The following is a 24,355-nucleotide window of genomic DNA, read 5'->3' as shown; positions in this document are numbered from 1 at the left end:
AGCAGTTTTTTTAGGTTTATGGATTTTTAAAAAACAAAAAATTAATAACGTACTAAGTTTCTTATTCTATTTCTAAATCAAACTGGATTTTGTCAACTTCACCTTGCCGTATTATTTATACTGTCTATAATTTGCACTGATGTCATTTTTGATTTGGAAATGGAATTAGTTGTTGGACAGAAGTGCTGAATAAGCGTGATTGCATCAATTTGGGAGTCAGACCGGTTTTCCTTTCCTGTGAGTTGCTGGTTTTGTGCTAGTTTGGTTAGTGATAGACTTCTGTTTAGCCTCTTGCTCAAGTGCAGCCAGATTCTCGATAGCACCCTGATAACCAGGTTGGAGTTGGATAGCTTGTTCCAATTCTTTGCGCGCATTGACCAGATCCCCTTGAATGCGTAGCAGGTTACCAAGATTATTATGAGCAGCCGCTGAGTTAGGTTGGATAGCAATGGCTTGGCGATAGGCAGCTATGGCATCATCCAGTTTGCCTAGACGCTTGTACGCAACGCCAAGATTAATGTAGGCCGGGAAAAAGTCCGCCTTAATTTTAAGGGCGCGTTTGTGAAAGCTGATGGCCTTCTCGAACTCGCCACGTTCCTGGAAGAGTATCCCCAAGTCATTGTAGTAGTCAGGCCGATCGGGAGCCAGTACTATGGCTTGTTGAAGCAAGGGGAGCGCGCCATCCAGATCTTTCTGAGTGCTAAGTGTCAGTCCAAGGCCGTGGAGCGCTTCTGGGTGATCCGCATTGATCTGCAGAGCGGCATGATAAACCTTAACCGCTTCTTCGAGTTTGCCGGATCGGTGTAGCTGACTGGCGCGGATCAGCAGTTGCTCAATGGTATTGGGGTTTTCGATGACATTCTCCAGTTTCTGGATACGCTCGGTTAGCTCGGTAGAAGGCAGTAAAGCATTGGCTTGCCGAAAGATTTGTAATGCTTCCAGTGCACGGCCCAATTGTTGCTGCGCGAGGCCAATCTGAGCGAGGACAGCCGCTTTGGGTGCGACCGCTTTTTTCATTTTACTGCTGGAGATAGTTTTCCATACACCCTGCAGAATTTTGAGGGCTTCTTCTGGTTGTCCTGTGCGGTTATGGATCATGGCAATGCCCATGGCGGCGGCTGCATTGCCAGGTTGTAGCTTCATGGCTTCTTGATAGAGTGTTGAAGCGTTGGTGTAATCGCGTTTTTCAAGGAAAGCGCCGGCTTCTTTTAGGATATCAGTAAGTGTTTTAGTCATGGATTTTTACTACCATTCAAATTGTTTTATGAGCTGCTTGAATGCGGGGTAACAGATAGTATTAAAATCATAGCGAGCAACCACGGTTTGTCGCGCTTGGTTGCGTAATTCCCCATACTGCTCCGGGTTGGCTAATGCTTTGATTACATAGTTTGCCAGAGTGACCGGTTCATTGAATGGGAATAAAAGGCCATTTTCCCCATCATTTATCACTTCCTGTACCGGGGGAGTGGCGGACGCAATCATCAGGCAGCCGCTGGACATGGCTTCGAGCATGGACCAGGAAAGAATAAAGGGATAAGTCAGGTAAACATGCGCTCGAGATATTTGCAATACCTTGAGATAATCCTGATAGGGAAGGCGGCCAGTGAAATGAAGGCGTGACTGATCGATTCTATCGGCGATTTCACCCAGATAGCGTTGACGATAAGTCTGGCCGATGGGGGGCTGTTTGCCATAACTGACATCATCGCTGCCGACGATGATCACCTGACAATGGGGGCGCGCTTCCAGAATACGGGGCAGGGCGCGCATGAAAATATGGAATCCGCGATAGGGTTCAAGGCTACGGCTGACATAGGTGAGGATTTCTTCTCCAGCGCGATGAACGGAGCCATCGGGAAGCGTGATCGTTGCATTGGCGTCTGGGGCAACCGTATGGGTATCAATGCCGTCGTGGATCACGCTGAGTCGCTCCTGATAATGAGCAGGAAAGCAACTGCGCTGCCAGGCCGTTGGGCAATAGCCGCCATCACAGGATTCCAGGGCTAATAGCTGGGTGGCGTTGAGGCTGTGCACTCGAAAGAGATCATCGAAATTCATCGGGAATTCTGGATCAAACCCCACATCGGCGCCTCTTGCCCGATAATAGTATTCGAATAAGCCAATAACTCTGGCACCCGGAAAAATATCTTTCAGATAAAAAGCATCGCCCCAACCTGGATGAGCAATGATCAAATCAGGTTCCAGTCCCTGGCGTTTATGGGTCAGCAGTGTCTGCACGATTTGTTGTCCGCGCCTGACAGCGCTATCAAAGCTGCGTGCATAAGCATGGGTGCTGTTACCAGCAACCTCTGGTGTGGGATAGGCCATCACTGGAAGGCCGGATAAAGGGGCAGTGTCTTCCATCCACTTTGCATCACCGACAGCATGTATCCGCATTTCTGGTTCGCGCGCCAAAGCCGCCGCAAAACGGCGGAATTGCCCGGGAAAATTAGGATGAACAAAAAGAATTTCCAAGTTTTTTCTCTATTTCATTGCGTAACCATTCTGCTTGGGGCATTTGATTGATGATTTGCCATCCGGTCAGATGATCGCCGCTGTGTGTTGGCTTGAGGTATGGCGCCCAAAGGATATTCAAGGTATGAGGATAAGAGTGTGGTTCAATTTTCAAGGTTGATTTATTGAAACAATGGGCGAGGCGGACATCGGCCAGCCGCGCTGACTCCTCAGGCGTATCGAGCAGTTCATGCCAAACCACGGCCCCAGCTGCTTGCAGGGATTGTTGTAAGCTTTTGAGACGGGCCTGGTGCTGGGCTGGGATTTTGTGCGGGGTTAGCAGGGCAATACGCAGTGGCGGAGATTGGGGGCCGCATAACGGCCCAAGTGGGCATGTAGCAGTGGTTTGCACGATGGGACTGCTGATGGTGGACGCCAAATTTTTTATTATAGCAGGGCTAGCGGCAAGATACCCGTCAAAAAGAGACCACCAAGGCATGCGATGCCATAGAGCAGCCTCGTTTCTGATCCAGGCAAACGTGAGGAGATCTTCGCGCCGGAATATCATTTTGCCAATATCATATTCAGGATGGCCGACTATCAGGATGTGAATATTACGGACATTGTACCAACCACGGCTCGGGGGCAGAAAAACAACTCGTGCTGCAGGATAGCGATGTTGTACCTGCTTGGCCAGTTTGATTGCGTCAGTTCGTAGGCGAGTGGTTTCGCCATTGGTCATGCTTTCATCAATGATAAAGCCAATGGTCAGCTTATCAATTGTTAGGTGTTGATCACCAGTAAAGAGGCTTACCCAGTAGCGTTGCTTTAACCATAACCCGGCATGCGACTGCAAGACATCTGCATTACTGATCAGGCGGTCGAAAATATCTGTCGCCCGTCCTGAGAGGCGGGTATGGCCATGATGATGAAGCGCCAGCAGATCATTTCGACAGATGACTTTCTTGCCGAGTCTATTGCTTAGACGTAGACAAAACTCGACGTCTTCAAAACCATAAAAATAACTGGGATCAAACATGCCCGCATTAAAAAAATCTTCTTTGCGGCAAAACATGACAGCGCCGGTGACGACTGGAACAGACTGAGCGGAATATTCTGCTTCATTGATGTCATCCGCAGTCGCTTCATAGGGCCAGTAAGCTGCATTGGAAAGTTTAAAGCGCACGCCGAGATGCTGTACTACGGTCTGATTAAATGATTGTTCATGGCTGGTAGATTTGATCAATTTCAGGCCAAGTATGCCGATTTCCTGATCGGCTTCAAGGGTATCGACCATCGCTGGCAGTATATCCTGCAACCAGACGATATCGTTATTCAGGAACAGCAGGAATTTACCTTGTGCTTCCTCCGCTGCACGATTGCATGAGGCGGAAAAAGAATCGTTAAAGGGCAGGGGAATGATGTGCAACGGCAGTTGTGATTGCCAACGATTCAGCAATCTTAGACTCCCATCTTCAGAGGCGTGATCAACGATAATAAATTCGGTGTTGGTCAGGCTATTCTTTATTTTCCAGCTTTCAAACAGGGCAGTAAGGAGCTGTTCGCCATTACGATTGAGAATAATGACCGAAATAGTGGGTTGATTGGGCCGTGCAAGTTTTTTCGCTTGCCGTACTTTTTCTGGCTGGGAAGCGATTTCATTAAGAGTCAGGTAGTTTTTGGGTATTTTGATCAGTTGCCCGCTGCCACGTAATGGATGATTTTGCCCGGAAAATTCGACGCTGATACGGTGCTCTTTGCCATCAAACAGAATTTCGGGTGGCGTCAGTTGGAAACCAACAATACCCAGTTTGTCTTCTGGCAGCTTTAAATAATTTGCAATGTCGGGACGACGAATATTCGGGCGAAAATGCAGCACCATTTGGCCATCAATTTTTAGAGCCAGTTCAACTGGATTTGCGGGTTGATGCAGGTCAAAAGCCCAGCCATGAATGATTTGAGTATCGAATTTCTCCAGGTACCCAATCAGTTTTTTCGTCGGTTGACAGGGCGAGCCGCTTAGCTCTATGTCACCGCAGAAGAACCGTGATGGGATCGGTAAATCTCTCAGTGGAATACGAAACGTTGCGAGGTATTTATCGGGTTGTCCATTTTCCGTGGGTAGAGGAATCAATGGAATCTGCTTGCAGAAATGCTCTTCCTGATCACCTAAAATGAGTTGCGGTAGAGGATTCGGGCGATGGCTAAAAGCCACCCAGCCCTCAAAATGATCATCCATAAAACTGACTTGACCATGACGATCACCCTGCTGGAAGGCGAGTTTACTTTCTAGTAGCCCATGATGTGCCGAGCCGTTTGATTTAGCTTCAGCAGTATTTTGAGTGGGGTTGCATAGCCTGACAATCAGCTCATGGGGTGCCCCGTCAAATAGCCGGGCTGGCAAGGGAACAAGAAATCCTTTGCTCAGACCTGCTGGCCCACCTTCACCCAGTGAATGCTGATAACTATCTGCAAGAGGAAATTCGCACCATACTTTTGTCAGGATTTTACCATCTATATGGACAGCAACCTCAGCCGGTTCTGTGCCTGGAATAAAAGCACACCCCTTGAGCAATCCATTATCAATAATGATCGGTGATAAATAAGGTGCTAAAGTATTTTTTTTGCTTTTAGTCATAAAAAAGCCCGCATAATTCTAGCGGGCTTTCTAGAGCGTATGTTGTAAATTACGATAAGTTAAATATAACCATATCCGCTGTCACATCACTTGCAGGCATACCTACGAGCGTGATGGAGGCTTCACCATCCAGGAATTCGAAGGTAACGTCACCGTTCGCTTCGGAAACATTCGTGACAAAAGGTAGCAGATCTGCAACTGTCTGGATGCCATCGAACTGGAAGGCCAGTTTATCACCGTTGTCGATCTGGACATTGTAATGACCTAATGCATTGAAGCCTATGATGTCATCGCCACCGCCGCCGATCAAGGAATCATTACCGCCCCCGCCAACCAGCGTGTCGTTACCACTGCCGCCAGTGATTTTTTGAGCTCTATTGTCGCCTTGTAGATTGGCGTTAGTATTGTCACCCACTTTGACCGTACCAGAACCGACCAGTACGGCATGCTCGACACCGCTGAGTTCAAGTGTTTTCCCTTGCTGAATTTCACTCAAGAGCAAAGCAAACACCTCTTGATCTGCAGGATTAAGTGCCGTGAATTTTACCGTATTGCCCGCGTTTGGATCAACCGTAATCGCTGTTCCAGCTGCCGTTTCTGCCAGAGTTTCTGATAGTGAATTTGAAATATCAGCGAAACTGATAATACTCAAAACACTTTCGCCCACACCATTGGCATTCAAAGCGGTTATAAGATTATTCACTGCATTCGTTAAACTTGCATTAAGCGCCTGGATTCCAGGATCTGTACTGTTTGACGGTAATGCGGCTTCAATTTGCGCATTGAGAAAGTTTGCGATCTGGGTAGGCGTTGCTTTTTCGCTTAAACTTTCAAAGGCAATATTAACGCCGGCTGGCAACTGAATTGCAAAATGCATTACACCAGCATTAACTTCTGCGGCGATCGTAGCATCTTTCGTGACAATGGCCCCTTGTGTTTCACCATTGTGACCTTTACCAATCACCAATGTACTGCCATTACCTAAATCCGTTGTTTGAGAACTCCCACCGACCGTATCAGTTAAAAACTGATCCAACAACGCTCTCACGTCATCGTCTATTGGCCCTCTACTTCCCCCTAATAATGATTCTGCTGCCATAACTCAAATTACTCCTCTTTGATTCTTGTAAAAAATACCTTTTTACTGCGTCGCGAATATACGATATAAATTAATTCCAAGCAAGTATTATATGATATGTGATATGACGTTAGGGTTTGGTATCTAAAAAGCCATACAAATCATAATGTTATAATCTGTCAGTTAGGCAAACTTGCTGCATGCAAAGATAGTTAGCCTGGAACGGCCTATTACTATGTCTTAAAAGCGCATTAAAAAATGATAATTTACTTTTTAATGGAATTAATCAAATCTCCGCAGTTATAGTTATCGGCGGTTACTGCAGAAACTTTAATCAGATTTTTCTCAGATGACATCGGGCATGATGTTCGGGTTTTGACTTTCAAAAAACATATTGTCGTGGTCTGACAGCTCAGTGAATTTCTCGCAAATAAAAGTAACTGGGATTGAATGGTCTTGTGTGATTTTTTTAAAGTAGATGAAAGAAGGGTAATTTTTGCTTGAATAGAATTAATCAAAGCTCCGCGGTTTTGATATCGGCAATTATTGCAGAAACTTTAATTAAATTTTTCTAATTCCATTTCTAACCCGCGTAAGGCGCAATAACCATCGGGCATTGCGCCGTATGTGCTATTTCACCAGCTGGTGCTACCAGCTAAATCAAACATGACTTTGTCGGTCCTTCTTGCCGTATTATTTATATTGTCTGTAGCTCGCCTTCGCGTCATGTTTGGTTTAGAAGGGAATTCTTTTTGAATCTTCTTAACTGGCTAGGCTATATTTTCCGCTTGAATAGAATTAATCAAACTCCGTAGTTTTGATATCGGCAGTTACAGTAGAAACTTTAATCGATTTTGCTATCGAGCCCATTTTCAGCAATTTCTGCAGCACGTAAGATCGCTTTTGCTTTATTTTGCGTTTCGATCCATTCGCTCTGAGGGACTGAGTCAGCAACAATACCGGCGCCTGCCTGCACGTGTAATAGGCCATCCTTGATGATGCCGGTGCGGATTGCAATAGCCAGATCCATATCGCCATTGAAACCTAGGTAGCCAACTGCACCGGCGTAAATACCCCGTTTGGAGATTTCCAGTTCATCGATGATTTCCATCGCTCTCACTTTGGGTGCGCCGCTGACGGTTCCAGCCGGGAAAGTGGCGCGTAATACATCGATCGCATCCAAGCCTGGTTTGAGTTTGCCTTCTACGTTGGAAACAATATGCATGACATGGGAGTAGTGCTCGATTTGCATATTCTCGGTTACTTTGACTGTACCGGTTTGAGCGACACGGCCAATATCATTGCGCCCTAAATCCATTAGCATGACATGCTCGGCGCGTTCCTTGGGGTCGGCCAATAAATCAGCCGCTAACGTGGAATCTTCTTGCAGGTTTTTGCCTCGAGGGCGCGTGCCTGCGATCGGGCGAACGGTCACCATATTCTTCTCAAGCCGAACTAAAATTTCAGGAGAGGCGCCGACAATATGGAAATGATCAAGATGATAATAGAACATGTAGGGGGAGGGGTTGAGACTGCGTAGTGCGCGATAGAGCGCAAGGGGAGAGGCTGAATAGGGTTTGCTGGTTCGTTGTGAAAGGACCACCTGCATGATGTCACCTTCCACGATATAGTGTTTGGCTTTCTCTACTGCAGCGATGAAATCGGCTTCCTCAAACTCACTGACAGCAGCGCCAGGTTTACTTGGTTTTTCGATGGGAATGGATAGAGGTTGTCGCAGCCGGGTCAGGAGTTCTTTTAATCGATTTCTCCCTGCTTGATAAGCATTATCCGAATGGGGATTGACATAAATGATGAGATAGAGCTTTCCAGAAAGATTATCTACTACAGCCAATTCTTCAGACAGCAATAGTAAGATGTCCGGCGTATGCAAGTTATCGGGTCGAGTATGGCCTGTCAGTCTTGGCTCAATATAACGTATGGTGTCATAACCAAAATAGCCAACTAGCCCTCCGCAGAATCGGGGCAGGCCAGCGTAGGGGGCAATTTTAAAATCAGCCAGATAGGATTCGATAAAATCCAGAACATTGCCGGGATTGAATTTCTTGGTAGCGGAAGCGTCAATGATATCGACTTCATTGCCATACACTTCTATCCGCGTTTTTGCAGGTAAGCCGATAACGGAATAACGTCCAAAACGCTCACCCCCCAGCACCGATTCCAACAAGTAGGAATAGGGCTGATTGGCCAGTTTGAGATAAACTGAAAGGGGTGTATCAAGATCAGCAAAGGTTTCCAGTACCAAGGGAATGCGGTTGTAACCCTGTGCTGCGAGCTTGTTGAATTCACTTTGAATCACATACTTACCTTTTTAAAAACAGACATAATTGACGATTTGTTTCCTGCTGATACGTAAATATCGGGAAAGTGGGAAGGAAAAATACCGGAAGGGTAAGAATATTCATTGTGTTAGTATCGGCGTGAGCGTTCACGATCAGCTGAGGAATCTAGATTGAGCCAATGATAAATCATTTTTTGATTAATTTAGTTGCCTCAAGTAATGAAGAAACGATCGCATCACAATTTAATTCATGGACGTCCCGGCCCTCATTATAACCGTAAGGAACACAGAAGATATGGCACCCCGCCGCCCGTGCTGCCATCGTGTCATTGAGTGAATCACCAATCAACAGTAATTCACATGGTTTAATTTGAAAGTGGTGGCAGGCATGCAGCAAAGGCAGGGGATCGGGTTTCTTTTTAGGCAGCGTATCACCTGACAATACAATTTCAAAATAATGCAGCAGGTTAGTGGCACGTAACAGGGGCAAGGTGAATGCTTCAGCTTTATTGGTGATACAGGCTAACTTGAACCCATCCTTTTTGAGCGTATTTAATCCTTCAATGACTCCCGGGAAGGGGCGAGTGTGGGTATACAAATTCTCGTGATAATTTCGCTGATAAATAGGTAAAGCTTTATTGAATAATTCAGGATCGGGTTCCTCATCCAGACTATTTGTCAATGAGCGTTTTACCAGTCTCTGAATTCCTTTGCCTATAAAGGATTGAATGGTAGCGACTGGTAATTCCGATTTGCCGAGTTCCGCTAGCATCTTGTTCGCGGCAGAAGCAAGATCCATTGCGGTATCAAGCAGCGTACCATCCAGATCAATGACAACCGCCTTAATCTGGAGTGGAAACTGAATTTCTGTAGTACAACGGTTAGTGCGTTGCAAATTATCTGGATTCATTCGTTTTTATTTAGGTGATGGGAGAAGTGTCAAAGATAAATCATTACTCAACTAAACTTTTGCCAATTCTGCTCGCATTGCTGCAATAATCGTATCATAGCGATGGGGATCACTGTCTTTACCTGCACCATAAATAGCTGATCCCGCAACAAAAGTATCCGCACCTGCGCGTGCGATTTCAGCAATATTATCCGCTTTTACCCCACCATCAATTTCCAGCAGAATGTCTTTGCCACTGGCATCGATGCGTTTCCGCACTTCTGTTAATTTATTGAGTGCTTCCGGGATAAATTTCTGGCCGCCGAAACCAGGGTTGACTGACATAATTAACACTAAATCCAGCTTATCCAGAACATGGTCAAGGTAACTAAGCGGAGTGGCCGGGTTGAATACCAATCCTGCTTTGCATCCTTGTTCCTTGATGAGACCGATAGTGCGGTCGATGTGGTTGGAAGCTTCCGGATGGAAGGAAATAATATTGGCACCTGCCTTGGCAAAGTCAGGAACGATGCGATCGACTGGCTCAACCATCAAATGGACGTCAATCGTTGCTTTGGTTAAGGGACGTATCGCTTCACATACCAGTGGGCCGATCGTCAAATTGGGGACATAATGGTTATCCATGACATCAAAGTGAATGATATCTGCGCCTGAATCAAGGACGTTTGTGATCTCTTCTCCCAGTTTGGCAAAATTGGCAGATAGAATGCTTGGAGCGATGCGATACATATCATTAATCTCTTAAAAATTAAATCCTGCATTTTAACCATAAATGATCATTTCGCGGTAACGTTAATCATGTAGCCGACCCAAATCTTTGAAAAAATCATCCTGTTCTTCCATTTCCAAATCAAAACTGACTTTGTCGGCCTTTGTCGGCTTATCCTTGCCGTATTAGTGATACTGTCTGCGGCTCGCCTTCGCGTCATTTTTGATTTGGAAATGGAATGAGCACTATTTGTTGCGTCGTTATCGACCTATTTTTAAGTTTTATTCGCCTATTACCTATCACAAAGGCTGATTTCCTCAGCTGGTAGGGTGCAATAAGTGTAACGCATTGCACCAGATGGTAAGGTAGCGCATACGGCGCAATGCCCGATGGTTATTGCGCCTTACGCGGGTTGCGTCAACATCGACTATTTCAAGTTTTATTCGCCTATCACGGCTGCTGGTTTCCTCAGCCTCTGAAATTTCCTGCCGTATATAAAAACGATTTTGCTTATCTTTGCCATTCTCCTAAAGATGCTTTTTATGAGGATTACAGAAACCCAACGCACGCCTTTTATTATGGAATCAAAAAATTGCTGAGACAAATCTATTGCCTTGCCTTGGTATGCGGGGTGTGCTTATTACAGTTACAGGCTGAATTGCCTGAAATGCGATGGGGGGCAGTGTTATTTCCTGCCGCAGGAGGATTATTTTTTTATGCTTATTTTTACCCCAATATATTCCCTGCATTCCGAAAAATTCTGTCAATGGGTTTATTTTTCGGATTGGGTTTTTTCTGGGCGGCTATGCTTGCCCACTGGCGTATGGCGGATGCTTTACCCCATGAATGGGAAAGCCGTGACATCGAACTCATAGGCGTTATCGCGGAATTACCGCAAATAATGGATCGAAGTGTGCGTTTCCAGTTTGATGTCGAGCAAGTATTGACACCGGAAGCAACCGTGCCTGCACATATTTTGCTGACTTGGTACAAAATGGGGGGGAACTATGATGGAATTAATCCTGCTACGCTTCCTCAAATCAATGCCGGTCAACGCTGGCAGTTAACCGTACGGCTAAAACGCCCGCATGGCAATGCCAATCCACACGGTTCTGATTTCGAAGCCAAAGCCATAGAGCGCAATATACGTGCAATAGGTTATGTCCGTATATCAGCAAACAATGTGCGTCTGGATGCATGGGTTAATCATCCCCAATATCTGATTGAACAGGTTCGTCAGCAGATTCGCACACGCTTTAGTCAAAATTTGACAGACCATTCTTATGTGGGTATTCAAATTGCCCTGGCTATAGGGGATCAACAGGCTATTCCGCATGAGCAGTGGCAAATTTTCACGCGTACGGGCACGAATCATCTCATGTCTATCTCAGGGCTTCATGTCACGTTGGTATCCGGGATGGTTTTTGGATTTGTTTATTGGTTGTGGCGACGAAGTTTACGTTTATCTTATCGACTGCCGGCACGTAAAATAGCGGTTGTCGTAGGCGTCCTGGCAGCATTAGGTTATGCGTTATTGGCTGGTTTTTCAGTGCCAACCAGGCGTACTTTCGTGATGCTGGCAATCATCGCCATTGCACTTTGGAGTGATCGGAAGGTATCCCTGCCTGCTGTACTGGTGGGAGCGTTATTGATCGTCGTGGTATTCGATCCATGGGCAGTGATCTCACCTGGTTTCTGGCTCTCGTTTGGTGCGATTGCGTTGATTACGCTGGTAACATTTGGCCGAATCGGCCAGATGGGTGCCATCATCAGTTGGGCCCGTGTGCAATGGGTGATTACACTGGGATTGAGCCCTTTATTGCTAGTCATGTTCCAGCAAGTGTCAGTCATTTCACCGATAGCGAACGCTATCGCTATCCCGCTCGTGAGTTTGGCGGTCGTACCGCTGACATTACTGGCAGTGGTGCCATTATTTGATTTTCTACTCTTGCCAGCCCATGAGATATTAAGTACTGGGATGCAACTGCTGAAATGGCTAAGTGAAACCCCTCAGGCTGTTTGGCAGCAATCTGCTCCTCCGTTATGGGCATTCATTGCGGGCATCGCAGGCGTTATCTGGTTGTTCTTGCCCGGTAGCTCCGGTATGGGGATTTTTTCCGGTTTTCCTGCCAGGTGGCTCGGGATAGTGGCATTGCTGCCAATGTTTATAGTTTCTCCTCCCAAGCCAGCAGCGGGTGAACTGTGGTTGGCTATGCTGGATGTTGGGCAGGGGCTCGCTGTGGTGGTGCGTACCGAACATCATACGCTGTTATATGATACGGGGCCAAACTATGGAGAAACCGATAGTGGTGCGCGCATTATTGTGCCATTTTTACGTGGGGAAGGAATCAGGCAACTTGATCTCATGCTGGTATCCCATGCTGACTCGGATCATAGTGGTGGTGCCTTGTCTGTGCTGTCAGCCATCCCCGTGACATCATTATTATCCTCGCTCAATAATGATCATCCCATTCAGCAGGCCGCTACCAATAGTCAACCTTGTCGTGCGGGTGACTCATGGCAATGGGATGATGTTCACTTTGAGGTGCTGCACCCGGATTCTTTAACGCAAAGCGATCATCTTGCTAAGCGAAAAACCAATGAAATCAGTTGTGTGTTGAAAATGACTACCCGCTATGGCAGTGTGTTATTACCGGGCGATATCGGAAAAGATACGGAGCGGAGCTTGCTTGCTCGGATGAGCCAGCAGCTTTCCGCAACGGTTTTGATTGCACCCCATCATGGCAGCAAGACTTCTTCGACAGAGGCTTTTATACGTCAAATTAATCCATGGTTTACCCTATTTAGCGTGGGTTATCGTAATCACTTCGGGCACCCAAATGAGCAAGTAGTTGAGCGCTACCGTCATCTGGGTAGTCAAATGATGCGCAGCGATCGCGATGGCGCAGTCTTGCTACAGTTTAAAGAGAGTGGCATCACAGTAGGCAGTTGGCGAGAAATTAATCGTCGCTACTGGCATGACCGCTGAGGGTATAAATCATACTCCCATCTTCTTTGCGCCTAATGTCATTCCATTTCTAAATCAAAACTGATTTTGTCAGCCTTTGTCGGCTTATCCTTGCCGTATTATTGTTACTGTCTGCGGTTTCGCCTTCGCGTCATTTTTGATTTGGAATTGGAATAATTATCGGTTAGCGACCATCAATATCGGTTTAACCGCAATACGCTGTGCGATTTCATCAGCACTTTTTTTAGCGGAGAGCTCATTGGAGTAAGGACCTGTCCGGATCTTGTATAGCCCATCTTCATTGGTAATATCAGTTTGATGAGTGAGCGAGGGTAACTCCGATCGTATCTGTGAAAGAAAATTGTGCGCATTGCTGGCAGAACCAAATGCACCCAGCTGTAAATAGATTTGAGGATTCTGGGTACCAGGCGGTGAGATAGACGCGACTTTCTCGCTCTGAGGAGATGATGCCACTCCTGGAATAATCGTTTCAACTTTAACTTGAGCACTTCCTTTTGCGAGTACATCCAGTTTATACGCTGCAGTATAGGAAAGATCAATCACTCGATTAGCAAGAAAAGGCCCGCGATCATTAATGCGTACCACGACTGATTTGCCATTTTTGAGGTTGGTCACACGCGCATAGCTGGGAATGGGTAAAGTCGGATGGGCAGCTGTCATGGCAAACATGTCGTACACTTCTCCGGAAGCAGTTTGTTTGCCATGGTAACGACGTCCATACCACGAGGCAATACCTTGCTTAGTATAAGGCGTAAGGGATGTCATAGGGGTAAATGTTTGCCCCAAGGCATCATAAGGACGCATGTTGGCCGACCTTAGGGGTTCGAGGCGGGGGATAGCATCTGGAATAGCCTCAAGGTTGGCGGGTGGATTGTCAGGCGGACCGTCATCCAGATAATAGCCCCCTCCTTTGATCCTGGCAAAGAAAGTGGATGAACTAGCAGAGCTTTTATCTCGTGCCCCGGCATGTTGCGGCGCGTGGCTACAACCAGCCAGTATAATCAGGGCAATGATGAATATGAGCGTAGTAGAACCAGCTATCCAGCGATGAGAAAAAGAATGAAGTGTCCTTGTCAGCATAGGTATACCATCCTTATGTTTTTACCAGTTTAGGGTGGGTTTGTATACTCATCAAAATACCAAAACCCAATAACATCGTTACCAGCGAGGTGCCTCCATAGCTGATCAATGGAAGGGGTATTCCTACCACTGGCAGGATGCCACTGACCATTCCCATATTGACGAATACATAGGTAAAGAAAGTCAATGTGATCGAACCAGCCACGAGGCGGGTAAACTGTGTCGGTGCATTGGCTGTGATGATTAAACAACGCCCGATGATTACCAAGTATAGCAATAATAACAAACCATTCCCGATTAAACCAAATTCCTCTGAGAATACTGCGAAAATAAAATCGGTACTTTGCTCAGGTAAAAAGTCCAGCTGGGATTGTGTCCCGTTTTGCCACCCTTTGCCCGCTACTCCTCCGGAGCCAATAGCAATGCTGGACTGAATAATATGATAGCCAGCACCCAACGGATCTTGAGAAGGATCGAGCATGGTCAACACGCGCCTACGCTGATAGTCATGCATCGCAAATGACCAGAAGAGCGGCAGTATGCCGCCAGCGGTAACGAGCAAACCAGCCATGACTCGCCAGGATAAACCCGCAAAATAGAGCACATAAAAGCCACTTGCTGTAATCAGTAAGGCAGTGCCCAAATCAGGTTGACGGGCAATCAGAAGCACGGGTAATAATAAAATTAAAGCAGCACCCGCATAATCACGTAAGCGTAGGGTTATTTCCGTTTTATCAAAATACCAGGCCATCATGAGAGGGACAGCAATCTTTAACATTTCGGAAGGCTGTATCCGAGTGATTCCCAAGTTTAGCCAGCGCCGTGCTCCATTTTGGATCTCACCAAAGAATGCCACGCCAATCAAGAGAATGATCCCTACTATGTACAAGGGTAAGGCAAGGCGCATTATCTGCTGAAGCGGAATATTGGCTACTAACCACATAATTATCAGCGCCACGACCATATTTAATATCTGGCCGCTAACCCGGCCGAAATTTCCACCACTCGCGCTATAGAGCACGACCAATCCGACCAGCATCAATAGGAAGAGGCCGGCTAGCAGAAAATTATCGATGTAGCGTGTGAAATAATGCCATAAACGCTTGAATTCAATCATTATGCTAAAAACCGTAGTTGGACGGGGCTGAGTGTGTGGTAATCCAGATACAAGGCCAGGCACGATGAGGGGCAGGGCTGGCCCCTGTAACGGAGAGCAACGTTGCATTTACACCCAAAGCGCCATACGATGCATCTTGTAGCGACCTAACTATTCTAGTGTATAAGAAAAGTTCGAGAATGGTTCTGTAGGTCATGAATTTAGTTTACCCGTCAACTGATCAACTACGGTTTTTAATTCCATTTCTAAATTAAAACTCACTTTATCGGCTTCACCTTTGATTTGGGAATGGAATGGATCGTTGGTTACTTTGTTAATGCGCTCGATTATTTGCTTTTTCAGCAAGCATCGGTTCAGGTGTTTTTCCGAGAAGGAAATAATCCAAAACCTCTCGTGCAATGGGGGCCGCAGTTGAACCACCCGAGCCGCCATTTTCCACCAATACCGTCAGCGCAATTTGGGGATCTTCTGCTGGTGCGTAAGCGATAAAGAGTGCATGATCACGATGGCGTTCCTGTATCTTGCTGGCAACGTAACGTTCGCCTTGCTTAATATTGATCACTTGTGAAGTGCCTGTTTTGCCGGCAAAAGTATAATCTGCATTCGCTCCTGCTTTTGCTGCCGTTCCACCCGGGCGAGTGACATCGACCAGTGCATTTCTGACGCGTGCCACATTCTCTTTTTTTAATTTAAGCGTATACATCTGACTGGGTTTATTCTCATGCAAGTGGCCCACCTTATTATCTTGAATCTGTTTAACAAAATGTGGACGATAGGCTATGCCATTGTTGGCGAGAAGCATGGTGGCGAAAGTCAGTTGAACCGGGGTAGCTAAATTATAGCCTTGGCCGATTCCAACGGAAATCGTGTCGCCAGGAAACCAGTTTTGGTTAAAACGTTTCTTCTTCCAATCGGAAGAGGGGAGTAAGCCAGTAACTTCACCTGGAATATCGATTTCGGTTTTCCTGCCAAATCCAAATTGACCGATAAAATTGAAAATATTATTGATTCCCAGATCATTTGCCAGGGTGTAATAGTAGGTATCGCAGGAAATCACCAGCGATTTGTGTAAATTGACTCTGCCATGCCCGTTCGGCCTCCAATCCCTAAATCGATGGGAACTGCCAGGCAGGCTAAAATAACCTGGATCATTAATCGAATAATCGGCTGTACGCTTGCCTAATTCTAAGCCAGCCAGGGCCATGAAAGGCTTAAAGGTGGAGCCAGGGGGATAAACGCCTCTGAGTGCACGATTATTGAGCGGTTTGTCTATGGATTCATTGAGTAGGCGCCAGTTCACATGATCAATCCCATCAATAAACAGATTGGGATCAAAGCCTGGTTTACTGACAAAGGCGAGGATTTCACCATTCCTCGGATCCATCGCTACCAAGGCACCCCGATAATCACCAAACGCGCTTTCTGCTGCTTGCTGTAATTTAAGATCAAGGGAAAGGGTTAAATCATTCCCGGCCACGGGAGGAGTGCGGGATAAGGTTCGTACGTGCCGACCCGCTGCATCGGTTTCGACTTGCTCAAATCCGGTTATTCCGTGTAATTCTTTCTCATAGCTTTGCTCAATGCCTATTCTCCCAATATGCAGGGAGCCACGATAGTTTTCAAGCGCATTATTGTTTTCGAGCTGTTCAAGATCTTTATCACTGATACGGCCAATGTAGCCTATCACATGGGATAACAGTTCAGCGTGAGGATAATGGCGAAGTAGTCGTGCTTTGATTTCCATTCCAGGAAACCGGTAACGATTTGCGGCAAAGCTGGCTACTTCAACATCTGATAAACGCATTCGAATGGGTAAACTACTAAAGCGCGTGCTTTCGCGCCTTAGTTTGTTAAATCGTCGGCGATCTTCCGGTGAAATTTCAATCACCGTTGCCAATTCATCTAGGGTCGATTCCAGATTGGGAACTTGATTGGGTATAATTTCCAAGGCATAAGTCGTATGATTCTGTGCGAGTATTTCCCCATTGCGATCAAAGATAAGCCCCCTGTTGGGAACAATCGGCATGATGGAGATGCGATTGGCTTCTGCCAGGGTGGTGTAATGCTCGCTTCGGAGTACCTGCAGATAAAAGAAACGAGTAAGCAGTAGGCAAAATAACAGCATGACAAAACCCGCAGTGATCGCAAGTCTGATGTGGAAATCTCGTAATTCAAGCAAGTGATTACGAAGCTCTACGACATAATTCATAGTTCGTTAGGATCCCTCTTCGGTTTTTGAGGAATGCCCAGCAAGAATGAAATAACCGGCCACAATAATGCACCGGTAGCGCTAGGAAAAAAGTAATACCAGTCTGGGAAATAAGTTCCTCCCAGCAAGCCCGTCAGAAATATAGCAAATTGAGCGATGAGCAATATCCAGAAAATTTGCGGGGCTTGTTGAAAGCTATTGAATAATCGCAGACGCCGATGCAATATCATGCCAAAGAATGTGATCACGCAATAAGCCAAGGCATGCTGACCTAGAATGCTGCTATTGCTTACATCCATTACTAAACCCGCCATAAAAGCCAGAGTCATTCCGATGCGCTGCGGGTAATGAATGCTCCAATAGAGTAACGTCATCGCAACAAAATCGGGTTGAAGCAGCAGGATAAATCCTTGGAGGGGTAACAGATTGAACAAGAGCGCAAGCAACAGGCTGAGAAAAATGAAGCTGCTTTTTGCCTCTAGGGGAAGCTCCTGATCAAAGTAATCATCGGGCACGGCTTCTCCTTTCTTGTTGAGTGGTATGCTTGGGTTCTTCTTCAGGATGCTCTGGTATAGGCGCTGTCAAGGAAAGAATTAATACATGTCTGTTTCTATTCACGCCTGCAATAGGTGTGCACATAATGACTGCAAAATCTTGTGAACGATCATGCTCAATATTTTCTACGCGTGCGACAGGCAAGCCCGGTGGATAGACGCCTCCGATGCCAGAGGTGACAAGCAGGTCGCCTTTTTCGATATCTGCGTTAACCGATAAATAGCGTAGCTCTAACTCATTATTTTTCCCGGCACCCGAAATGACTGAGCGCAAGCCGTTACGGGCAACTTGTACCGGAACAGAATGACCTTTATCCGTGATCAGCGTGACTTCGGATAAAAAAGGGTGAACCTGCGTGATTTGCCCGATCACTCCTTGATCATCGACTACAACTTGGCCTGCTTTTATTTCACTCGAGTTTCCCTTGTTAAGGGTGACTTTGCGGTTAAAGGGGTCGCGTGGTACATACAAAATTTCCGCCATAATCGCTTTGATTTCTGTTTGCTGAGCTGCGCCCAGCAATTTCCGCAATTGGGCATTTTCTTCTTCCAGCATCTGTAAGCGGAAGAGTTTTTGTTGATGTAAGAAATATTGCTCTCTGAGATTAGCAATTTCTTTCGTGAGGTGAAAATCATTGATTAGCTCTTCTGCCTGGTCTAATAAAGTCGCGGGAATATAGGCGAGCCGTTGCAGAGGATAAATGATCATGCCCACAGTCTGGCGCATGCCAGAAAAGGAACTAAAGCGAGCATCCATTACCATCAAGAGAATGGATAACAATGCAAAAAAAAATAAGCGTACTTGCGGACTCGGGCCAGCCCTGAAAAATTGTGGAACCGTCTCCATCAGATTTTAAATTGTAGAACTTCAATGCTGGATTATCTATTCAATAACCCATGATAAGAAATTGAAACAAGATTAAAATTCGCGCGCGAAAATTCCTATGGAGCGATCGATATTTCCAAGTGCAATGCCAGCGCCCCGTACGACACAGGTGAGCGGATCATCTGCAATAATGACGGATAACCCCGTTTCTTCCATCAAAAGACGATCAATATCACGCAATAATGCTCCGCCTCCTGTCATAACCATCCCCATTTCAGCAATGTCAGCGCCTAACTCCGGTGGCGTATGCTCCAGGGCAGTTTTAACTGCACTGACAATATTATTCAATGGTTCAGCCAATGCTTCCAGAATCTCATTACTGGAAATCGTAAAACTGCGTGGAATACCTTCTGCCAGATTACGTCCTTTGACTTCGATTTCGCGAACTTCTGATCCTGGATAAGCTGAACCAATCTGTGTCTTGACGATCTCGGCAGTGGCTTCACCTATCATCATGCCGTAATTACGGCGAATATAATTGATGATGGCTTCATCAAATTTATCACCTCCGACACGGACTGAGTTTGAATAAACAATTCCTCCCAGAGAAATCACTGCAACTTCAGTGGTACCGCCGCCTATGTCAACCACCATGGAACCTGTGGGTGTTTCAACGGGTAGATCGGCTCCAATTGCCGCAGCCATCGGTTCTTCTATGAGCTCCACTTTACGTGCGCCTGCGCCAAAAGCAGCCTCACGAATGGCGCGTCGCTCTACTTGAGTTGAACCACAGGGAACAGAAATAACAATGCGTGGATTAGCAGAAAACAGGCGAGGAGGATTTACCTTTCTAATGAACTGTTTCAGCATCTGTTCCGTTACGGTGAAATCAGCAATAACACCGTCCTTCATTGGGCGAATGGCAGTAATGTTGCCAGGAGTTCGCCCAAGCATTTGCTTGGCGGCAAGTCCAACTTGTTGGATTACTTTCTTGCCGCTGGATCCTTCTTGTCTAATGGCCACAACGGAGGGTTCATTTAATACGATACCATGACCGCGAACATGGATCAGTGTATTGGCTGTGCCTAGATCAACTGCCATATCCGTAGAGAAATAGTTTCCAAGAAAGTTATTGTTCAGGAGGTTAAACATGATGGCGAAATTCCATTAATGATGACAAATTCAGAAAAAGAAGTGGTTTAAGCAATGTGGATGTACAAAAAGTATGTGCTCATCAGGCGTGTCATGATACTCTATTACCTGTTTGAACATAAAGCTCATGACAGCAAATGACCTTATCAGTAGATGATGTAAAACGTGTAGCCAATCTTGCTCGTATTGAAATTAGTGAAGAAGAATCACAACAAGTACTTATACAATTATCGGGTATTTTTAGCTTGATCGAACAGATGCAGGCTGTCGATACATCTCATATTGAACCAATGAGTCATGCGCAGGATATGATACAACGGTTGCGTGAAGATGTCGTTACAGAATCGGATCAACACATTCTATTTCAATCGATTGCACCACAGGTAGAAGCCAGTCTTTATTTGGTTCCTAAAGTAATCGAGTAAAAATTTAAGCATGTTATCTCTCTTCAATTAATTTTTGTGATTCTCCTTCCTGAATTCCTATGTTGAATGCTAGTCTCAAGCAGCTCGCCGCACAGCTTTTGGAAAAAAAGATTTCTAGCGTCGAGCTGACTGAAGTGTTTCTTAAACACATTAAGACACTTAATCCAGAATTAAATGCTTTTATTACCATTAATGAAGAGATGAGCTTTGCTCAGGCGCAAGTTGCAGACAAAATGATTGCATCAGGTCAGACTCACCCTCTCACAGGGATTCCTGTTGCACAAAAAGATATTTTCTGTGCCAAAGGGTGGTTGACGACTTGTGGGTCGAAAATGCTCTCTAATTTTATTTCTCCCTATGATGCGACGGTTATCGAGCGCTTCAATCAAGTCGGCGCAGTCAATATCGGCAAGACCAATATGGACGAATTCGCGATGGGATCAAGTAATGAAACCTCCTATTATGGGCCGGTCAAAAATCCGTGGGATCCCCTGGCCGTACCTGGCGGTAGTTCTGGCGGATCTGCATGCGCAGTAGCCGCGCGTATGGCTCCTGCCGCGACGGCGACGGATACGGGTGGCTCCATACGCCAACCAGCAGCATTATGCGGTATCTCGGGTATCAAACCCACCTATGGATTAGTTTCCCGCTATGGCATGATCGCATTTGCTTCCAGTTTGGATCAGGGTGGGCCGATGGCTAAATCGGCTGAAGATCTGGCACTGTTGTTGAATGTAATGATAGGGTTCGATGCGCGTGATTCGACCAGTCTGCAGCGTGAACCCGAAGATTATGCGCGTGACTTGGACAAGCCACTTGAGCAGCTACGTATCGGATTACCCAAGGAGTACTTTGCTCAAGGCGTGAGTCAGGATGTGGCAAATGCGGTAGAAGCCGCTATTGCGGAGTTTCGTAAACTAGGGGCTACGACAGTTGAGATTTCTCTGCCTAATACCCAGCTTTCCATTCCAGTTTATTATGTTTTGGCGCCGGCCGAGGCATCCAGTAATCTTTCTCGCTTTGATGGAGTACGTTATGGTTATCGGGCTTCCGACTATACTGATCTCGAGGATATGTATAAGAAAACTCGGGCCCAAGGTTTTGGCGCAGAAGTCAAACGCCGTATCCTGATTGGTACTTACGTGCTTTCTCATGGTTATTACGATGCCTATTATCTACAGGCACAAAAACTGCGACGTTTGATTGCAAGTGATTTTACTGAAGCGTTTAAGCAATGTGATGTCATCATGGGACCGACTTCGCCCGCTGTGGCATTCAATCTTGGAGAAAAAAGCGGCGATCCATTACAAATGTATTTATCGGATATTTACACCAGTGCCGCAAATTTGGCCGGCTTACCCGCTATGTCAATTCCTGTCGGGTTGGGAGATAAGAACAGACCAGTGGGGCTGCATATCGTGGGTAATTATTTCAGAGAAGCTCAGATGTTAAACATTGCGCACCAATATCAGCAAGTGACAGACTGGCATTTGCGCGCACCTGCCCGCCTGCCTGAAGCATAATTAATTATTATTCATGATTTACCGGCTTTTCCAAAAATAAGAGAAAAAAAGGTTTTTAGAACATGCAATGGGAAATTGTTATCGGCCTTGAGATACACGCTCAACTCTCGACACGATCGAAAATATTCTCAGGCGCTTCCACCGCCTATGGAGCACAACCTAATACCCAGGCATGTGGCATCGATATCGCATTGCCGGGTGTATTACCCGTATTGAATTATAGTGCAGTCGAGCGCGCGATTAAATTCGGCCTGGCGGTTGGGGCAACGATTAATTCACCTTCCATTTTTGCGCGTAAAAACTATTTTTATCCGGATTTACCCAAAGGCTATCAAATCAGCCAATTTGAGCTGCCTGTAGTACAGGGTGGGCATATCAATATCCAAGTGGAAGATATTGAAAAAACCATACGGTTGACCCGTGCACACCTGGAAGAAGATGCTGGAAAATCCTTGCATGAAGATTTTCATGGGATGAGTGGGATTGATCTGAATCGTGCCGGTACCCCCTTGCTGGAAATTGTTTCTGAACCGGATATGCGTAGTAGTGCAGAAGCAGCTGCGTATGCAAAAGCATTGCATACGCTGGTGCGCTGGATCGGGATTTGTGATGGCAACATGCAGGAGGGATCATTTCGTTGTGACGCTAACGTCTCTGTCCGGCCGCATGGCACAGAAAAGCTCGGTACCCGCTGTGAAATTAAGAATCTCAATTCGTTTCGTTTCCTCGAAAAAGCAATTGATTTTGAAGCCAGGCGGCAGATTGAAATCCTGGAGGATGGCGGCAACATCAGACAAGAAACACGACTGTATGATGCTAATCGGGATGAAACCCGAACCATGCGCAGCAAGGAAGAAGCGCATGATTATCGTTATTTTCCTGATCCTGACTTATTACCGTTGAATATTTCCAAAGAATGGATTGAGCAGGTCAAGGCAATGCTGCCAGAGTTGCCAGAAGCGAGACATAATCGATATATCGAGGATTTTGGGCTTTCCGGCTATGATGCGAACGTGCTGACTGCAACGAGAGAAATCGCTGATTATTTTGAAAATACGGTCAAGCAATTGCCCGCCCAGGCTAAACTTTGTGCCAACTGGATCATGGGTGAAGTCAGTGGCAGACTCAATAAAGAGAATATCGAGATAACGCATTGTCCGGTTAGCCCAGCGCAACTGGCGGAATTACTTGCACGTATCAGTGATGGCACCATCTCTGGCAAGAGCGCCAAGGATGTCTTCGATAGTATGTGGCAGGGTGAGCATGGGAGCAGCGCTGATGCCATCATTGCTGCCAAAGGACTTAAGCAGATTTCCGATGATAATGAAATCGAAAAGCTGATCGATGAGGTGCTTGCGGCTAATCCACAACAAGTGGCAGATTATCGTAGTGGTAAAGAGAAAGCTTTTAACTCGCTTGTTGGGCAAGTCATGAAAGTAACCAAGGGGAAAGCGAATCCTGCTCAGGTTAATACGATACTCAAGAAAAAGTTGCTGGAGTAAATTTCACGATTACGTCGTTCCATTTCTCCTCAACTCTGACTTTGCTGGCTTTTCCTTGCCGTATGATTAATTCTGTCTGCGGCTCGCCTTCGCGTCATTTTTGATTTGAAAATGGAATGAGAGATGAATAGGACAAGGCGGTAAATTCCATTTCGTTTATTTGATCCTTATCCCATTCAGTGGTTACCATGGGATCAGTTGTCCATCATAGGCAAAGAATTTCCCTGAATCTGCCATTGTCATTTCCTTCAGTACCCGGCGCATGCCTGTCACGCTTTGTTCCGTTGAAATGAGTGCATCGGGTCCGCCCATATCGGTTTTTACCCACCCCGGGTGTAATAGTACTGAAATGATGTTACGAGCTTTCAAATCTATGGCAAGACTCTTGGCAACCATATTGATTGCTGCTTTGCTCGAGCGATAGATATAGCTCCCGCCACGTTGATTGTCAGCAATGCTTCCCATTTTACTGGTAATGGTAGCAATGGTTTTTAGCTTACTGTTGCTTATTTGATTGATAAAAGCTTCTGCCATTTTGAGTGGTGCCAGGGTATTGATGTGGAAGGTTTTAATCCATGCCGTGTAGTCGATACTACCGAATCCGCCATCATCAGAAGGTGGATAAACTCCGGCATTATTGATTAGTAGATCAATGGTTTCGTTAGCTAACTTGGTGGATAATTGATCAATTTGCTGATGATCTGCCACATCAAGGGCATAAATTCTGATGTGATCCGGGTATTGGATGGCAAGTCGATTAAGATTTTCCGCTTTTGCCGGCTGGCGGCAACAGGCTATGACCTGCCAGCCATCCTGTGCATATTGACGGACATATTCTAATCCAATTCCGCGATTTGTACCGGTAATCAGGGTGGTGGCCATATTGTGAT

Annotated in this window: 18 protein-coding genes; 4 read left to right on the top strand and 14 right to left on the bottom strand. The window is 46.0% G+C overall.

The genetic code is table 11. From position 1 onward, the window contains the following. Nucleotides 1-216: 216 nt before the first annotated feature. The 7 genes from BM122_RS06380 to rpe form a co-directional block, all read right to left on the bottom strand. Complete coding sequence (locus BM122_RS06380; protein ID WP_074904547.1) at nucleotides 217-1,236, bottom strand: tetratricopeptide repeat protein; 1,020 nt, start codon at nucleotides 1,234-1,236, stop codon at nucleotides 217-219. A 9-nt stretch (nucleotides 1,237-1,245) separates the two neighbouring features. Next, complete coding sequence (locus tag BM122_RS06375) at nucleotides 1,246-2,475, bottom strand: glycosyltransferase (protein ID WP_074904546.1); 1,230 nt, start codon at nucleotides 2,473-2,475, stop codon at nucleotides 1,246-1,248. Further along, a complete protein-coding gene (locus BM122_RS06370; RefSeq protein ID WP_074904545.1) occupies nucleotides 2,450-5,092 on the bottom strand; it encodes a glycosyltransferase family 2 protein in 2,643 nt (880 codons plus the stop codon). Before BM122_RS06370 ends, BM122_RS06375 begins: the two co-directional genes overlap by 26 nt. A gap of 49 nt (nucleotides 5,093-5,141) precedes the next feature. Continuing rightward, nucleotides 5,142-6,191, bottom strand: coding sequence for a hypothetical protein (locus BM122_RS06365; RefSeq protein WP_074904544.1), 1,050 nt, complete (start codon nucleotides 6,189-6,191; stop codon nucleotides 5,142-5,144). An 823-nt stretch (nucleotides 6,192-7,014) separates the two neighbouring features. Continuing rightward, nucleotides 7,015-8,487 (bottom strand): anthranilate synthase component I, encoded by a 1,473-nt coding sequence (trpE, locus tag BM122_RS06360; protein ID WP_074904543.1) that lies wholly within the window; start codon nucleotides 8,485-8,487, stop codon nucleotides 7,015-7,017. Between the two features lie 169 nt (nucleotides 8,488-8,656). Beyond that, nucleotides 8,657-9,379 (bottom strand): phosphoglycolate phosphatase, encoded by a 723-nt coding sequence (locus tag BM122_RS06355; protein WP_074904542.1) that lies wholly within the window; start codon nucleotides 9,377-9,379, stop codon nucleotides 8,657-8,659. 51 nt (nucleotides 9,380-9,430) lie between these two features. Next, nucleotides 9,431-10,108 carry a ribulose-phosphate 3-epimerase gene (rpe, locus tag BM122_RS06350; protein WP_074904541.1) on the bottom strand — a complete coding sequence of 226 codons (678 nt, stop codon included), beginning with the start codon at nucleotides 10,106-10,108 and terminating at the stop codon, nucleotides 9,431-9,433. Nucleotides 10,109-10,470: 362 nt separating this feature from the next. Between rpe and BM122_RS06345 the strand changes: the two genes are divergently transcribed. Continuing rightward, nucleotides 10,471-13,077 (top strand): DNA internalization-related competence protein ComEC/Rec2, encoded by a 2,607-nt coding sequence (locus BM122_RS06345; RefSeq protein WP_256211918.1) that lies wholly within the window; start codon nucleotides 10,471-10,473, stop codon nucleotides 13,075-13,077. A 156-nt stretch (nucleotides 13,078-13,233) separates the two neighbouring features. Here BM122_RS06345 and BM122_RS25740 read toward each other — a convergent pair whose 3' ends face one another. The 6 genes from BM122_RS25740 to BM122_RS06315 all read right to left on the bottom strand — a co-directional run bounded on the left by BM122_RS25740 (nucleotide 13,234) and on the right by BM122_RS06315 (nucleotide 20,015). After that, entirely contained in the window at nucleotides 13,234-14,157 is a 924-nt protein-coding gene (locus tag BM122_RS25740) for a septal ring lytic transglycosylase RlpA family protein (RefSeq protein ID WP_074904540.1), read from the bottom strand. A gap of 13 nt (nucleotides 14,158-14,170) precedes the next feature. Further along, a complete protein-coding gene (gene rodA, locus BM122_RS06335; RefSeq protein ID WP_074904539.1) occupies nucleotides 14,171-15,274 on the bottom strand; it encodes a rod shape-determining protein RodA in 1,104 nt (367 codons plus the stop codon). Between the two features lie 313 nt (nucleotides 15,275-15,587). Next, complete coding sequence (mrdA, locus tag BM122_RS06330; protein WP_074904538.1) at nucleotides 15,588-17,483, bottom strand: penicillin-binding protein 2; 1,896 nt, start codon at nucleotides 17,481-17,483, stop codon at nucleotides 15,588-15,590. After that, nucleotides 17,480-17,998 (bottom strand): rod shape-determining protein MreD, encoded by a 519-nt coding sequence (gene mreD / locus BM122_RS06325; protein WP_074904537.1) that lies wholly within the window; start codon nucleotides 17,996-17,998, stop codon nucleotides 17,480-17,482. Before mreD ends, mrdA begins: the two co-directional genes overlap by 4 nt. Beyond that, nucleotides 17,988-18,884 carry a rod shape-determining protein MreC gene (mreC, locus tag BM122_RS06320; RefSeq protein WP_074904536.1) on the bottom strand — a complete coding sequence of 299 codons (897 nt, stop codon included), beginning with the start codon at nucleotides 18,882-18,884 and terminating at the stop codon, nucleotides 17,988-17,990. The genes mreD and mreC overlap by 11 nt, the downstream gene beginning before the upstream one ends. 72 nt (nucleotides 18,885-18,956) lie before the next feature. Continuing rightward, a complete protein-coding gene (locus BM122_RS06315; RefSeq protein WP_074904535.1) occupies nucleotides 18,957-20,015 on the bottom strand; it encodes a rod shape-determining protein in 1,059 nt (352 codons plus the stop codon). Nucleotides 20,016-20,152: 137 nt separating this feature from the next. Between BM122_RS06315 and gatC the strand changes: the two genes are divergently transcribed. The 3 genes from gatC to gatB all read left to right on the top strand — a co-directional run bounded on the left by gatC (nucleotide 20,153) and on the right by gatB (nucleotide 23,465). Further along, nucleotides 20,153-20,440, top strand: coding sequence for an Asp-tRNA(Asn)/Glu-tRNA(Gln) amidotransferase subunit GatC (gatC, locus tag BM122_RS06310; protein ID WP_074904534.1), 288 nt, complete (start codon nucleotides 20,153-20,155; stop codon nucleotides 20,438-20,440). Between the two features lie 59 nt (nucleotides 20,441-20,499). Continuing rightward, on the top strand, nucleotides 20,500-21,963 hold the full coding sequence (gene gatA / locus BM122_RS06305) for an Asp-tRNA(Asn)/Glu-tRNA(Gln) amidotransferase subunit GatA (protein ID WP_074904533.1): 1,464 nt from the start codon (nucleotides 20,500-20,502) through the stop codon (nucleotides 21,961-21,963). 62 nt (nucleotides 21,964-22,025) lie between these two features. Then, the gene (gene gatB / locus BM122_RS06300) at nucleotides 22,026-23,465 is read left to right on the top strand and encodes an Asp-tRNA(Asn)/Glu-tRNA(Gln) amidotransferase subunit GatB (protein ID WP_074904532.1); all 1,440 of its coding nucleotides are present in this window, start codon (nucleotides 22,026-22,028) and stop codon (nucleotides 23,463-23,465) included. A gap of 183 nt (nucleotides 23,466-23,648) precedes the next feature. On the opposite strand, the gene BM122_RS06295 is transcribed toward gatB, so the two are convergent. After that, nucleotides 23,649-24,347: an SDR family oxidoreductase gene (locus BM122_RS06295; RefSeq protein WP_074904531.1), complete on the bottom strand. Its 699-nt coding sequence runs from the start codon at nucleotides 24,345-24,347 to the stop codon at nucleotides 23,649-23,651. Nucleotides 24,348-24,355 lie beyond the last annotated feature (8 nt).

The sequence above is a fragment of the Nitrosomonas communis genome, assembly GCF_900114745.1.
Taxonomy (GTDB): domain Bacteria; phylum Pseudomonadota; class Gammaproteobacteria; order Burkholderiales; family Nitrosomonadaceae; genus Nitrosomonas; species Nitrosomonas communis_A.
This window is presented reverse-complemented; position numbering and strand designations above follow the sequence as displayed.

Excerpts from the sequence above, each read along its gene's own strand:
- mreC (WP_074904536.1), bottom strand. The coding sequence starts at position 18,884 with ATGGAGACGGTTCCACAATTTTTCAGGGCTGGCCCGAGTCCGCAAGTA.
- BM122_RS06380 (WP_074904547.1), bottom strand. The coding sequence starts at position 1,236 with ATGACTAAAACACTTACTGATATCCTAAAAGAAGCCGGCGCTTTCCTT.
- gatC (WP_074904534.1), top strand. The coding sequence starts at position 20,153 with ATGACCTTATCAGTAGATGATGTAAAACGTGTAGCCAATCTTGCTCGT.
- BM122_RS06365 (WP_074904544.1), bottom strand. The coding sequence starts at position 6,191 with ATGGCAGCAGAATCATTATTAGGGGGAAGTAGAGGGCCAATAGACGAT.
- gatA (WP_074904533.1), top strand. The coding sequence starts at position 20,500 with ATGTTGAATGCTAGTCTCAAGCAGCTCGCCGCACAGCTTTTGGAAAAA.
- BM122_RS25740 (WP_074904540.1), bottom strand. The coding sequence starts at position 14,157 with ATGCTGACAAGGACACTTCATTCTTTTTCTCATCGCTGGATAGCTGGT.
- mrdA (WP_074904538.1), bottom strand. The coding sequence starts at position 17,483 with ATGAATTATGTCGTAGAGCTTCGTAATCACTTGCTTGAATTACGAGAT.
- rodA (WP_074904539.1), bottom strand. The coding sequence starts at position 15,274 with ATGATTGAATTCAAGCGTTTATGGCATTATTTCACACGCTACATCGAT.
- BM122_RS06370 (WP_074904545.1), bottom strand. The coding sequence starts at position 5,092 with ATGACTAAAAGCAAAAAAAATACTTTAGCACCTTATTTATCACCGATC.
- BM122_RS06345 (WP_256211918.1), top strand. The coding sequence starts at position 10,471 with ATGCCCGATGGTTATTGCGCCTTACGCGGGTTGCGTCAACATCGACTA.
- gatB (WP_074904532.1), top strand. The coding sequence starts at position 22,026 with ATGCAATGGGAAATTGTTATCGGCCTTGAGATACACGCTCAACTCTCG.
- BM122_RS06315 (WP_074904535.1), bottom strand. The coding sequence starts at position 20,015 with ATGTTTAACCTCCTGAACAATAACTTTCTTGGAAACTATTTCTCTACG.
- BM122_RS06355 (WP_074904542.1), bottom strand. The coding sequence starts at position 9,379 with ATGAATCCAGATAATTTGCAACGCACTAACCGTTGTACTACAGAAATT.
- rpe (WP_074904541.1), bottom strand. The coding sequence starts at position 10,108 with ATGTATCGCATCGCTCCAAGCATTCTATCTGCCAATTTTGCCAAACTG.
- BM122_RS06295 (WP_074904531.1), bottom strand. The coding sequence starts at position 24,347 with ATGGCCACCACCCTGATTACCGGTACAAATCGCGGAATTGGATTAGAA.